This is a genomic window from Candidatus Tisiphia endosymbiont of Nedyus quadrimaculatus (genome assembly GCF_964059235.1).
Lineage (GTDB): Bacteria > Pseudomonadota > Alphaproteobacteria > Rickettsiales > Rickettsiaceae > Tisiphia.
Window position 1 is genome coordinate 821683 of sequence record NZ_OZ060452.1, and the last position, 14153, is coordinate 835835.

At 33.0% G+C, this 14153-nt stretch carries 14 protein-coding genes, 1 tRNA gene and 1 pseudogene; 10 read left to right on the forward strand and 6 right to left on the reverse strand.

The window, feature by feature from the left end; genetic code table 11:
• Positions 1–94: 94 nt before the first annotated feature.
• The 5 genes from AB3211_RS03910 to AB3211_RS03930 form a co-directional block, all read right to left on the reverse strand.
• Positions 95–304: a cold-shock protein gene (locus AB3211_RS03910; protein ID WP_341751689.1), complete on the reverse strand. Its 210-nt coding sequence runs from the start codon at positions 302–304 to the stop codon at positions 95–97.
• A 238-nt stretch (positions 305–542) separates the two neighbouring features.
• Positions 543–1244: a TraX family protein gene (locus tag AB3211_RS03915; protein WP_367364771.1), complete on the reverse strand. Its 702-nt coding sequence runs from the start codon at positions 1242–1244 to the stop codon at positions 543–545.
• Between the two features lie 369 nt (positions 1245–1613).
• Positions 1614–3140: a murein biosynthesis integral membrane protein MurJ gene (murJ, locus tag AB3211_RS03920; RefSeq protein ID WP_367364772.1), complete on the reverse strand. Its 1527-nt coding sequence runs from the start codon at positions 3138–3140 to the stop codon at positions 1614–1616.
• Positions 3141–3336: 196 nt separating this feature from the next.
• Positions 3337–3876, reverse strand: coding sequence for an inorganic diphosphatase (gene ppa / locus AB3211_RS03925; RefSeq protein WP_367364773.1), 540 nt, complete (start codon positions 3874–3876; stop codon positions 3337–3339).
• Between the two features lie 4 nt (positions 3877–3880).
• A complete protein-coding gene (locus AB3211_RS03930; RefSeq protein ID WP_367364774.1) occupies positions 3881–5503 on the reverse strand; it encodes a methyltransferase regulatory domain-containing protein in 1623 nt (540 codons plus the stop codon).
• Positions 5504–5703: 200 nt separating this feature from the next.
• Between AB3211_RS03930 and AB3211_RS03935 the strand changes: the two genes are divergently transcribed.
• From AB3211_RS03935 to AB3211_RS03965, 7 genes are all read left to right on the forward strand, one after another.
• A tRNA-Gly gene (locus tag AB3211_RS03935) sits at positions 5704–5778 on the forward strand.
• Positions 5779–5832: 54 nt separating this feature from the next.
• Positions 5833–6360: a c-type cytochrome gene (locus AB3211_RS03940; protein ID WP_367364775.1), complete on the forward strand. Its 528-nt coding sequence runs from the start codon at positions 5833–5835 to the stop codon at positions 6358–6360.
• Between the two features lie 235 nt (positions 6361–6595).
• Complete coding sequence (locus tag AB3211_RS03945; RefSeq protein WP_367364776.1) at positions 6596–7069, forward strand: NfeD family protein; 474 nt, start codon at positions 6596–6598, stop codon at positions 7067–7069.
• A 324-nt stretch (positions 7070–7393) separates the two neighbouring features.
• Positions 7394–7846 carry a GNAT family N-acetyltransferase gene (locus tag AB3211_RS03950; protein ID WP_367364777.1) on the forward strand — a complete coding sequence of 151 codons (453 nt, stop codon included), beginning with the start codon at positions 7394–7396 and terminating at the stop codon, positions 7844–7846.
• A complete protein-coding gene (locus AB3211_RS03955) occupies positions 7843–8481 on the forward strand; it encodes a class I SAM-dependent methyltransferase (protein ID WP_367364778.1) in 639 nt (212 codons plus the stop codon). Before AB3211_RS03950 ends, AB3211_RS03955 begins: the two co-directional genes overlap by 4 nt.
• Positions 8482–8506: 25 nt before the next feature.
• A complete protein-coding gene (locus AB3211_RS03960) occupies positions 8507–9058 on the forward strand; it encodes a GNAT family N-acetyltransferase (protein ID WP_367364779.1) in 552 nt (183 codons plus the stop codon).
• Between the two features lie 3 nt (positions 9059–9061).
• Positions 9062–9607 (forward strand): GNAT family N-acetyltransferase, encoded by a 546-nt coding sequence (locus tag AB3211_RS03965; protein ID WP_367363656.1) that lies wholly within the window; start codon positions 9062–9064, stop codon positions 9605–9607.
• 866 nt (positions 9608–10473) lie between these two features.
• Here AB3211_RS03965 and AB3211_RS03970 read toward each other — a convergent pair.
• Entirely contained in the window at positions 10474–11502 is a 1029-nt protein-coding gene (locus AB3211_RS03970) for an IS110 family transposase (RefSeq protein WP_367363657.1), read from the reverse strand.
• 197 nt (positions 11503–11699) lie between these two features.
• On the opposite strand from AB3211_RS03970, the gene AB3211_RS03975 reads away from it, so the two are divergent.
• The 3 genes and pseudogenes from AB3211_RS03975 to pdhA all read left to right on the forward strand — a co-directional run bounded on the left by AB3211_RS03975 (position 11700) and on the right by pdhA (position 14151).
• Positions 11700–12299: a BON domain-containing protein gene (locus AB3211_RS03975; RefSeq protein ID WP_367363658.1), complete on the forward strand. Its 600-nt coding sequence runs from the start codon at positions 11700–11702 to the stop codon at positions 12297–12299.
• Positions 12300–12488: 189 nt separating this feature from the next.
• Positions 12489–13103, forward strand: a pseudogene (locus AB3211_RS03980) (septal ring lytic transglycosylase RlpA family protein); the annotation flags it as partial.
• Positions 13104–13170: 67 nt separating this feature from the next.
• Complete coding sequence (gene pdhA, locus AB3211_RS03985) at positions 13171–14151, forward strand: pyruvate dehydrogenase (acetyl-transferring) E1 component subunit alpha (RefSeq protein WP_367363659.1); 981 nt, start codon at positions 13171–13173, stop codon at positions 14149–14151.
• Positions 14152–14153: the final 2 nt, after the last annotated feature.

The window sequence follows — 14153 nt, forward strand, 5'->3', positions numbered from 1 at the left end:
CATGAAGTGTATAAAAAGATGATACTACCCAAAATTCACTAGTTTAATAACCACTCATAAATTTTGAGTAGTTGCTTGTAGTTTTAAATAAATATTATTTTATTTGTAGATTAACAGCAGAAATTTTCCCCTTATTATCTTCTAGATCAAAGCCAACACTTTGACCTTCATTAAGATTACGGATACCGGCACGCTCTACAGCCGAGATGTGAACAAAAACGTCACTCCCACCATCGTCTGGCTGGATGAAACCGAAACCTTTGGTTGTATTAAACCATTTAACCTTACCTACTTTAGTAGCCATAAAAACCTTTTAGTATAGAGTTACTTACTTGAACTTAATTCGCAACTCTTCCGTAGAAATTAAACCAAATAAATCAATAGATACAAGGTTTTCATGCTATTAAAGAGTTAATTATTAAACTCAAGCGATATGTTACTCTTTTTCTTAATAATTGTCAACAAGGGATAAGAAAATATGCGTAGATTCTATATTTTTCTTTGAAACGTAGACATTTTAGCACAGTTTATTAACTGATTTATCAATTCTGTAAGTAGAATTTGAAAAATAAAAATTGTAAAATTGCTAGATGTATAGCATAGATATATAAAGCATTATGGCTTATAATCCGCAAATTTATAGCAATTTTTTGCTCAAAATTTCTTGCAACCATAAATATATATTGCAAAACTCCAAATATAACTACTATAAGTACATAGATATACGACAAGGGAAAAACAGCAATGGTATGCAGTACAGTCAAAATCATAGATATTGCAAGGGTAAGCCTAAGATTACCTAGATCATGTTTAGCTATATAGCCAAGTAACATGATAGCTAAACCTATGCTACCATAATCAACCAAGAACCAAGTGCAGAACCAAAGAGTTCCAAGGAAGACAACGTGACAATAACCCTTATAGAAAAAATTATTTAGGCTATTTTGAAAACAATAAAGATAGCACTGACCTAGAAAAATAGGAATAAGTATGTTAGTTGTGGTGAACTGCTTAAATAATATGGTAGTAAAAATATGTAGTAGAATTCCGACTACAAGAATTTTAATTTTTGGTTTTTTATGAAAATTATAGCCAACAAAAAAGCAAAAAATCGGCATACTAATACGACCGATAATCCGCATTATTTCGTATTCAGGGAAAAAGTATAACCCTAAATGATCTATCACCATGGTTATTATGGCTATAGTTTTCAAAAAATCTTGATAATTAGATTCAGTTTTCATCATTAATAAATTAACCTCAAGTATCGATGTAACAAGTTACGCGAATTCGGGATAAGAATTTGTCAATTCTTATCCCGAATTCGGTGAAGTTAGTAGGTTGAGCATAATCCTCGTTAGGGTTGATGTCATACTAGCTACGGCATTGCCAACGTAGATCAAAAAACCAACGTAACCTCGAGTATCGATGTAAGAATAATTATTATTCTCTGCACGCTCGATGTCATCCCTGCTTCGGTGTGGGATCTAAAAATGTTTAAGCACTTAATCCTTGCTACTTCTTTAGACCTCTGCCTACGCAGGGGTGACATCACCCACAATAGAGATGATACTGGGTCTAGCATTAACTTGTTACATCGAATTCAGGTTAAATTATTTTGGATAAAGTCTAAAATAAAAAACCATTAGAAAAAACGTTATCGCTCCAGCTAAAATCGTGGCTGCCAGCATAAAAGTTTTTACTAATAACAATTCGGAATAATAATATTCGGAACAATAGTGCTTAATCACCCAAATTACTAGTACCATTATTACGCAGCTGAATAAAATCTTGCCACAAAAAGAGTATAATTTTGAATCAATGAAAGAATGACCATATTTCTTTGTATATATATATAACAACCAAACATTATACCAAGCAGTAATAGAGCAGCCAAGAGCGATACCAAGATGACCAAATGGTTTCATCAGAACGATATTTAATATAGTATTCACAGTAAGAGAATATAATGTTATTTTTAAAGGAGTTTTCGTATCACTATTAGCATAAAATATAGGTATCAAAATTTTGGCAAGTATAAAAGCTGGTAAACCAAGGGCAAAACCGGAAATAGCTTCAGCAGTTTTAATTGTATCAGCATAAGTAAAAGCTCCACGCTCATATATTACATGAATGATTGATTCTGATAAAGTGATAATACCGAACGCAGCTGGCAAAGATAATAAAAGCCCAACTTTAATAGCATTATTTTGAATCCTTGCCGCTTTTTCTAAATCATTCATTTGGTATGTTTTTGATAATTCTGGTAATAATATAGTACCAAAAGTTACCCCTATTATAGATAAAGGAAATTGGTATATTCTATCTGCATAGGATAATATTGAAATTGTCCCTTCGATGAAGCTAGCTATTGATTGCGAGATAAATAAGTTAAGTTGCTGAAATCCAGAGCTAATAGTCGCTGGACCCATACCAAACAAAAACTTTTTTACATCTTTATTACATGGGTCAAAAACTAGTGGGAATGATAAACCAACCCTAATTACACAAAAAAACATAAAGATAATTTGTAATAACCCAGCAATCAACAAAGATAAACTAATCGATATAGGAGTAGATATATGTTCTTGTAATATTACCGTTGTAATTATAACAGTAATACTTAAAATGATCGGAGAAAAAGCAAAAGCTGCAAACCTTTTTACTGAATTTAAAATTCCCCCTAGTAAAGCACTTACCGAGATAAAAATTAAATATGGCATGGTAATGCGACACAAAATCACTGTCAAATTAAACTTGTCTAGATCTTCATGAAAACCAGGAGCAATAATGAACATTAATGATGGCATGAAAACCTGCATTAACACTACTACACTTACTAAAGTAATGAGTAAAATAGTAAAGATAATGCCAGTGAAATGGCGTGCTGCTTCTCGAGATTCTATGAGTTTTGTATTAAAAATAGGTACAAAAACGACTGAAAGTGCCCCTTCCCCAAAAATACGCCTAAATAGGTTGGGTAATTTAAAAGCAACATTAACACTATCAGCAATATTACCAGCACCAAATAATGAAGCAATGAATAATTCGCGAGCCAAACCAAATATACGGGAGATGAAAGTAAAGGCAGCTACTATAATTCCAGAACGAAATAATGTTGTATATCCGTTGCCTTTCATTTAAGCCGTATTGATGTCATGTAAGCACTATTCTGCACCTTATCGTTTCCGATCATAAAGCAAATACCAATTATTGATTTTCTATCTTATACCAATTCCCAAAACTAAATTAGCACTAGGAGTACGAGTGTCGAGTACCGGAGCATACATACTAGTACGTGAGGAGCGGAGATCGCGAAGTAAGACGACGTGATGATTAGTTTTCGGAATTGGTAGTAGATACCCTTAATATACCTTCATTAATCAACTCCTTAGCTTTTTGAGCATTTTCCCAGCCAGTTACCTTCACCCACTTACCTTTCTCTAGATCTTTATAATGTTCAAAAAAATGTACTATACGTTGTTTCAACATTGGGCAAAGATCATCTAAATCTTTTATTGAATCAAAAGTAATATCTAGCTTAGAGCTAGGCACAGCAATAATTTTTTCATCCAATCCAGATTCATCTTCCATCATTAAAACACCAATAGGGCGTGACCTAATCACAGAGCTAGGTATGACAGGATAATGTGATACAACTAATACATCTACCGGGTCTCCATCCTCTGATAAGGTATGCGGAATAAAGCCATAATTACATGGGTAAGACATAGCAGTTTGCATAAACCTATCAACAAATATTGCTCCTGATTCCTTATCCATCTCATATTTTATAGGACTATCTTGCATTGGAATCTCGATAATCACATTTATTTCTTCATGATCGACTTTGGTCTTAATTTTATCAACTAACATCACTTTATCCAATTAATAAATAATTTCTTTTGCATTTTTGCAAGCAAACATCTACATAATGACTAATAAATGGCTTTAAAAGGTTTTCGTCGCTTATCTTACCATTTTCATTAGATGCCACTAATACTCCAGAAGCAAATTTTTCAAATATTTTTTCTTCAATCTGCTGGATAGAGTTGTGTCCATCTAATAGCTCAATAATATATTTTTCATGCAATTGCAATAAAACAATAGCATTAATTCGATTTGTCACAAACAAATTAGTTGAGTCTAATTTTTGAGCTTGATATCTTGCTAAATCACTTACTTTTGGTTTTGACGAGATTTCATATACTGACTGAGGCCTTGTTGCAAATATTTGTACGTACCCTTGTAACACTAGTTTTATAATTACAGAATCTAATTCTTCTCTAATATCTTTAAGCTGTAATTTTTCTAATTTTTTCATAGCCAATTTACAAATTTGATCCAAAGTCAAAGGATTACCAATATTATCAGCATAAACATAGAAAACTGCCTTTATTATAGGAGAAAACGTCGAAATATTAGGGGATTCTGAATTATTATAATGAAATCCCAAACTTTCTACTGTATTATTCATATCCACTTCATTCTCAGGCATGACTGGTATAATATTAGTAGTAGTATAAAAATCACTTAACTTACTTGGTTCAATTTTCCTATCTATAGTGATATTATTGTGGCATAACAAAGTAGTCCTAAATTTACGATTAGTGATAAAATCCATATATTGTTCGGTTCTAACAATATCATTTATCGCTTGTAATTGCTCTGCAGCCTTGGCAGGTAAATTACCAACAAACATCGCAGAAAGTGCAGAATCTCCAAGATAATTTAAATTATGTTTTCTAGCTGTACTTATAAATTCATGGAAATAAAAAGCTGTATTTTCTTCTCCAAGATATTCATGTAGTAAATATGAATCATGTGTAGTTTTAAGAAGTTTAGTTTCGTGTTGTAAGAATTTAGAATAAGAACTATCTGAACCTTCTAAAGAATCATTAACAAAATCTAATAATAATTTAGCTTGTTGTACTTTACTATGGTTGTCAGTAAAAGTGCTACTGTGAAACATCATCATATCTCTGATAGTTTTTTGCATATTCCAACCTGGCAGAGTATTATAACTAATAAAGGCAATACCGTTAGGGTTTAATAATTTATGGCAAATTTCAAAAATCTTGTCCTTAACTATAGTAGACACCCACGAGATTACTCCATGGCAAATTATATAATCAAACTTACCAACTGACTCATCAAGATTTAGTATAGATAAGTGTTTTAGTTCAATATTTTTAAGCCCTAAACTCTTAACTATTTCTATGCCATTAACAATTTGGACTTTTGACAAATCAATTCCTAAAGAATAAGATTTTGGGTAACTTTCAGCAAAATCAATCATATTGGCACCTTCAGCACAACCAATATCAAGTATCCTAGCGGTTTCTATAGCAGGAGGTTTCATGTTAAATAATAGGCCAATAGTTCTTAAATGTTCCGGTCTTGTATAAGTAAAAGGAAAACTTTCATAAGGAAAATCATCATAATTAATATTATTTGTTTGCTTTTCTAGCAAACTGTTATTAGGATTGTTTTTTTGTCCCATAATTTGCTCCATGATAAAAGTAATAATTTCTAGTGGATTTAGTTATTTTAAGCAAGAGTTTTCTACATTTCTGTAGGGTAACCTAATTAATAAGTATCTACGATTAAAATTAAATTTCTTTTGATGTTATTTCTTCTTGATCTTTTTACAGTATTTCCTTATATTCATGACTTGTTTTTGTATAAGTGAGCCTTTTAAAAGCGGGTGTAGCTCAGGGGTAGAGCGCTACCTTGCCAAGGTCGAAGTCGAGGGTTCGAATCCCTTCACCCGCTCCAGTATAAAAATGGTTCTAAGATAATACATATTCTCTCTACGGAGACGACCTAGATATGTCTGGAATAGAATTAAATAAAATTGCCGCTTCTATTTTGTTAGCCAGTTTAATTGCAATGATGGTAGGGTTTATAACAAATATTTTGTATAAGCCTGTTTTACATCCTAAATCTCGAGGTTACAGTATAGAAGTAACAGAAGATTCTCATAGTGACCTTGACGCTAAAGCTGTTGTAGAAGCACCAGTGAATATAGAAGAATTGATGAAAACTGCTAATGCTGAAGCAGGAAGGGAGATAGCAAAAAAATGCCTAATGTGCCATTCTCTTGATAAGAATAAAGCTAATAAGGTTGGACCACATCTATGGAATATCGTTGGGACGGAAAAAGCTAAAGCAGAGAATTATAAATATTCAAGTGCTTTATCCAGCAAAGGGGGAATTTGGGATGAAGAAAGTTTATTTCATTTTTTGCATAAACCTAGTCAATATATACCTGGCACAAAGATGACTTTTGCTGGTTTAAATAAACCTCAAGATATAGCTAATGTTATAATGTTTTTAAAGACATTTGTTCATGACTAAATTCTCCCTCGGTGTAACACATCGGTTAATAGCCTAGGGTGTTCCTGCATCTTCGGATGTCACCCCTGCGTAGGCAGGGGTCTAAAAAAGTCTAATAGTTTTCTTGGCTATTTTTTTAGATCCCAGCTTTCGCTGGGATGACATAATGGCGGTGACATCACCCCTAATGGCGATGATTATCCTACTATTAATTTATTACATCGATACTTGAGGTTATATTAGTTGAAGGTATTCTATGATCCTATCTGAAATTTCAATAGTAGAATGGTGGCTGATCGCTGGCGTTATTTGTATAATTATAGAATTTGCTAACATTCCAAATGTTGGTTTTTTATTTTTGGGTCTAGGTGGAGTATCTACTGCAATAATATTAAACAATTACCCGGGTCTTTTAAAATACCAGTATATAATTTTTGGCTTTGCTTCTTTTATGTGGCTGATTACCTTATGGTATCCGCTAAAATTTTATGTTTACAAGAAATATGATAAGTACGAATATTCTGATATGCTTGGTAAGGAAGTAGTGGTATACAGCAATGAACTTCTAGCAGGGGAAACAGGACAGGTATTGTGGTCAGGAACTATTATGAACGCTAAACTCAGCAAAGATACTATAAAATCGGTACATAAAGGAGATCTACTTCGCATAGTGCAAGTTGATGGTAATGTGCTTATATGTACTGCAAAAAATGGGAGTGTTACGAACTGATTCTTTTTGGTAATTTTGTCGTCAAAATTTGCTTTTGCTCCATAACAATCGTCTGTGTATGCGAAGGTAACTGGCTTCGTTTCTTCTAAAAATCCCAAGAGCTTTTTTGACTTATGTAGGAAGTCTAGTAGTAAAAATAACCCCTGCGAAAGTATTTCCTATTACCCACATCTCTAGATTTGTGGGACGTCATCCTGAATTTAGGATATATTAAAAATGCTATAATCTATATCCTGAAACAAGTTCAGGATGATGTCGATAGCTTCAAAGTTTATGGCTTTTAAAAGATGTGGGTAATAGTCAGTAGTTGCGAGGAGGAGATTTATGAGTAATATCAAAATTCGTTACTGTGCAATGCAGGACCTCTCTTGCATGTTACCTCTCATGGAACAACTTGGGTATAAGGCCTCAGAGGATGAATTAAAAGCAAGATTTCAAAGATTCACAAAAAATGATGGTTATGGTGTTGCTGTAGCATGTTTAGAATCCCAAATTGTTGGGTGGGTTGCATGGTCTAAGTCTCAACTTTTTATATCAGATAAAACAAGATTTCATATTGAAGGAGTTGTGGTTGATGAATGTTACCGAGGTCAAGCTATTGGAAAAAGACTGATGGATTTTGTAGAGAACGTTGCACAACAGTCTAGTCCAAGCATCGTTGATTTAACCTCTGGTCTTAGGCGTGCCAAGGATGGAAGCCATGAGTTTTATAAAAGCCTTGGTTATCAGAATGATGGTCTGATGGCAAAACTATATTTAAAGAAAGAAATTGAATGAGTAAATCAAAATCTCTTTTAAAGCCAAATGCATGGGAGGCTTATTACAAAGAAAAACTTCATAAACCAGCAAGAGAGTTTGTTGTTGAATTCTTTAAAAAAGTTGAATTACTAGATAATCAAAACATGCGAGGTACAGCCATTGATTTAGGGGCAGGAGTAGGACATGAAACATTTTTGTTATTAGAAAAAGGCTTCAATGTTATTGCAATAGACAACCAAAAAATGGCTTTTGATTTTATGCTTATTAAGTATCCAGAAATTGTTAAATATAAAGATCATTTTAAAACTTTAATATCTTCTTTTGAAGAGTTAGATTCTCAAGAATTACCAAATGTAGACATCATAGTTGCTAGCTTTTCTGTACCGTTTTGTAAACCTGAATATTTTGAAAAATTTTGGAGTAATATTGTAAATAAGATTGATTTAGGTGGTTATTTTGTTGGGAACACTTTTGATCCCGAAATTGTAACTTTTTGTAAGGAGGATAAGAAAAATATGACTTTTCATACAAAAGAGCAAACAATTGATCTTTTTAAAGAGTTTAACATTATTAGTTTTAAAGAAGTGAAGACTTCACCAAAAGAGGATGGGAAAATTGATCATTATTATGAAGTTATAGCCAAGAAGAAATAAGATAAACCTTGTTACAGGACATGTTATGAATATTCATTTTGAAAAAGCTAACTTAAGTCATAAAGAAACTATTTTTAACTGGTTAAAAGAACCCCATGTTCAGGAGTTTTGGGATAATAGCCAAGAACATAAAGATGATATTTTAAATTTCATCAACGGTCGTATAAAGCCTTCAAGCTACGCAGATGGCCTATACACATATTGGATTGGGTGTGTCTATAACGAACCTTATTGCTTGGTCATGACACTACAAGAAAAGCAGGAATATTCTATACCACTACTCAAAAAAGCTTATCTTTCAAAGCATGGTCACACCTATAGCATGGATTATACCATTGGTAATATAGCTTATTTTGGCAAGGGATTAGGAGCAAAGACTTTAGAAGTATTTATTGATTTTATTAGAAGTAGTTATGATAGCCAAGCTGATACTTTTTTTATCGATCCAGATGTTACAAATCCAAGGGCTAGACATGTTTATGAAAAGGCGGGATTTAAATATGTCGATGATTTTATTATGGAAGGAGAGGGGGTATTTGCTGGACGCAAAACCCATTTTTTAGTAAAGCGATTGTAATCAATGGTTCAAATTAATACCAAAGTAAAGAATACAGTAAAGTTTCAGGAAAATATTTTAATCCGCCTTGCTGAAACTACTGACATCTCATCATTTGTCGCTCTATCATATAAAAAGCGTCGTGCTTATGAAAAAGCTCAGCCACAGTTTTGGAAATATGCTGGTCCTGAATCCGAGGAATTTCAAAAGCAATGGTTCAAAGAATTATTGAGGTTAGACGATCACATTATGCTGGCTGCAGTTTATAAAGAAAAAGTCTTAGGTTTCATCATCGGTAGATTAATGTCAGCACCGAAAGTCTATAACCCGGGTGGACTAACACTTATGATCGATGATTTTTGTGTGGAAAGTAAACACGATTGGAATTCTATTGGTCAGAAATTGATTAAGGAAATCAAGGAACTCGCAAAAACTAAAAATGCTACTCAGTTTCTTGTCGTTTGTGGTGCATATGACGAACCCAAACGTAGTTTCCTTAAAAGCATGGGTTTAACTGTAGCTTCTGAATGGTATGTGGGAGGAATTACCCCAATTCGGGATAAGAATTAGTTAATTCTTATCCCGAATTCGCGTGAATTGTATGATTACGTGTAATTATTATTCTAAGTGCCTTCGATGTCACCCCTGCGAAGGTAGCGGGGTCTAAAAAAATAGCCAAAAAAACTATTTAGACTTTTCTAGATACCTGTCTACGCAGGGGTAACATCGAAGGGGAATCAGGGGTAACATCAACCCTAATAGGGATGATACTGATAACAAGTTGTATCGATCAGGTTACTCCCCAAATCTAACTTAAAACAATGAAATCAGTTGTGTTTATTATGAATTTTATTATAATGAACTATTTAAAGGCTTTATTTTAACCTGAGGTTATCTTAAGGCACAAATATTACTGACTCTAAATTAACCTGAGTTCTATGTAATAAGTTAATATACTCGATGAAAATCAAGAATTGCGTTGTCGTCTTCAGGGATCTTCGGTGCTCACGTACTATAATGTACGTTCCGCTCCTCGACCCTTTGACTCCTAGCACTTCATAATTTTGATCTTCGTCTATCAACTCTTCATTTACGAGTAGTATACTAGCCTCAGTATCATCCTCGTGAGTGTTGATGTCATATATGGACGAGTAAGTAAGTCAATAAGAAAAATGATGCGGGAGTAATAAAAAAATAAGCTGTCATATATTCGGCATCTAGTGCCATAATAGTTTTCGCATTCCACGCAATCCTTGGAGTTATCCACTCATTCTTACGGCTTCTAGAGCCTTGACATAAAATCTCGGACTTGTTTTTGGAATGCCCATTTATTATCTCCAATCACTTTCGCTTATATCGTACCTCTTAAATCCTATTTACTTACTTCTTCTTTTATATAGATAAAATACAGATAAATCTATATACACCACCAACTATCAAGCATATGCACATTTTCTTGTAACACATACATACGCTATTCTAGCTAATTTGTTTGCTATTGCCACAGCAGCCTTATTAAAGCTCATCCTTCCCAACAATTTTTTTGCCCATAGCACTAAATGATCAGTGGGGTCCTTTTGTATTTTTGCTCTGATTGCAATAGACCTTGCTCCTTGTATCAGCATAGTTCTAACATATCTATCTCCTTTCTTAGTGATAGATCCAAGACTTGTTTTACCACCTGTGCTATTTTGCTTAGGCACTAATCCCAAACTTGCAGCAAAACTTCGACAATCATCATAATTTTCATAAGCTGCTATGCTTAGTATATTAGCATTAATTTCTCCAATACCTGGTATTGTTTTTAATAAAGTAGCTGTTTCAGATTCTTTATTTATTGCTATTAGCTGTTTATCTATTGCTGATTCTTGTATTAATAACGTAGCAATTTCTTCAGCTATTACCTTCATTTCCTTATACATTCTCTCTGAAATCACACCAGCATTTTTGGCATCTTCTACTATATTTAATGCCTCACGGGCAAATTTAGATTTACTCATTTTTATGTAATAACCAAATTCAAGTAAATCACTCATTAAACCATTACTATATTGTACTCTTTGTCTAATAATATGTTGCCGACGTTTATGTAACCAACTAATCTCTTGTTGTGATATATTTTTTATACGAACCGATTTTAACTCCGGATCTTTTCCTGCTCTTGCTATTGCCAAAGCATCATTTGTATCATTTTTTTGCCGAGTTTTTGCAAAAGCTTTTACATCACATGGTTTAAGTAATTTTACTGTAAAACCTGATTCCATAAACTTATTGCTCCAATAATGACAACTGCCACATGCTTCCATTACCAATAAACTATTCTTGGGAATGTTTGTTAAAATGTAGTCTTCAAATTCTTCTCTGTGTAATTTTTTAGCTAATATTTTTTCACCATCTTTATTTAATGCAACAATATGAAAAATTGTTTTTGCTAAATCAATGCCTAGTATGTTAATATCTTTCATGGTATGGACTCCTTTTTAATTATTAAATAGTATAATTATGTGACCGAATTATATTCGTGATCACGGTAGTAAGTAAAGTTTCTTTTACTTACTCGTCCATACCATCATTCTTAGCAACGGCGGGAATGAACCCTAGACTATTAAACCGATGTCTTACATCGATACTTGAGGTTAAATTAGTAGATTTAAGGAGGGTTATGTATAGAAACTTTATTATTATAATCTTATCTTTCATGCTTACAGGTTGTCTGCCAGCTATTTTTACTGCAGCAACTACCTCTACTCTTGCGGTTGCAAAAGATCAATCAATTGCGGAGACAATTGATGACGTAAAAATATCTACAAAAATCAAAGCTTCTTTTATAAAAAATAATTTCAGGGAATTATATACTAAGATTAAGGTTGAGGTAAATCAGGGTAGGGTACTACTGACTGGAATCATAGACAAAAAAGAAGATGCATTAAAAGCTGTAGAAATTGTGTGGGGTGAAAAAGGAGTTCGTGAAGTTATTAACGAACTAATAATAGATAAAAAAAGTGATCATTTTGACTTAGTGCAATATACTAAAGATGCTATGATTACTAGTCAGATCAAGGCTAGAACTTTTGTTAACCGAGATGTAAAATGGGTAAATTATACCATTGTTACAGTGAATGATATAGTATATATATTTGGTATAGCAAGGTCTGAGGAAGAATTAGAAAAAGTTACTTCTATTGCTTCCCAAATTAATGGTGTGGCAAGGGTTGTCTGTCATGTTAAAATAAAAGAAACTGAAGAAAATGATAAAAAATAATCTCAATTCGATATAAGAATTATTAATTCTTATATCGAATTGGCTTTGTTATATGGAATATTATATTTTAACAATCAGGTGCTAAACCGCTTCAAACCTGATTGTTTCTACTTAACCCCTGAATTTGATATAACTTGTTATATCAAATTCAGGTTAAATATGATATAAATGAAAGTGAAACTTAGATATATTCTTTTGTTGCTAGTTTATTGTATAGGGCTTAGCTCTTGTTCTACTAAGCCTAGTCTATATCGTAAATTATCGCAGGAAGATCCTAAAAATGTTCATTATAAGGGGCATTATAAGATAGGCAATAAATATACTATCAAAGGTAAGACTTATAAACCTAAGGAAGATATTAATTGTAACCAAGTAGGTATAGCGTCTTGGTATGGTTCTAAGCATAAATTTCATGGAAAAAAAACAGCAAATGGTGATACATATAATAAACATATGCTAAGTGCAGCTCATCCTAGTTTGCCATTACCTAGTTTGGTTAAAGTTACTAACTTAAGTAATAATAAATCCCTGATTCTTATGATTAATGATCGCGGTCCTTTTAAAAAGAACCGTATTATAGATGTTTCGGAAAAATCTGCTGAAATTTTAGGATTTAAAAAACAAGGTATAGCAAAGGTTAGAGTACAATATATGAATAAGGAGACTAAAGAATTTTTGAATAATATTGCTTTAAAGCCTAAGGAAAATTGTATTGCAAAAAAGAAAGTAGCCAATCCTAAATGTAGCGTTAATTGTCATATTAAATTAGTAAATCTAAAACATAAATTGGCAGTTAACCCTTGATGATTTTTGTATTATAGTGTATGCCCAAATTGGAAAACCAATTCTTCAAGCTTTTATAGGAGTATACATGATTGTTTCTGGAAAATATAAATTAAATAGTCCTCAGTGTCTTGAGTCTTATAGGAAAATGTTGTTGCTTAGAAGATTTGAAGAAAAATGTGGGCAATTTTATGGTATGGGTCTAATAGGTGGGTTTTGTCACTTATATATTGGGCAAGAAGCAATAATTGCTGGTGTGGATTTAGTAAAACAGGTTGGTGATAGTACTATTACCAGTTACAGGGATCATGCTCATATTATTTCAGCAGGGACTGAAGCAAAATACGTATTAGCAGAGCTGATGGGTAAAGAGACTGGTTGCTCGAAAGGCAAGGGTGGTTCAATGCATCTGTTTGACGTAGAAAACAAATTTTACGGTGGACATGGTATTGTAGGGGCTCAAGTGCCTATAGGTACTGGCCTAGCTTTTGCTGAAAAATATCGAAATACTAATAATGTATGTTTTACTTTCTTGGGAGATGGGGCAGTGAATCAAGGTCAAGTATATGAAGCTTTTAATTTAGCGGCGTTATGGCACTTACCTGTAGTTTATATTATTGAAAATAATCAATATTCAATGGGTACTTCAGTAGCTCGTTCTACCTTTATGACTGACCTTTACAAGAAAGGGGAGTCATGTGGTATTACGGGATTTAAACTAAATGGTATGTCGTTAGAATCAGTTTATGATTATGTTCGGCAGGCTGCGGAGTTTGTTAGAAATGATGGTGGACCAATAATATTAGAAATGGATGCTTATCGTTACAGAGGACATTCAATGTCTGATCCAGGTAAATACCGTAGCAAGGAAGAAGTGGAAAACTATAAAGAACAAGACCCATTATCACAAGTGAAAAATATAATTTTGGCTAATAAATATGCTAGTGAAGAGCAGTTAAAAGAAATTGAGAAAGAGGTTAAAGAGGTTATTGCAGAAGCAGTTGAATTCTCAGAAAGATCAGCCTTACCGGATGAAAAAGAGCTATATACGAATATTTACGTTGAATGAGT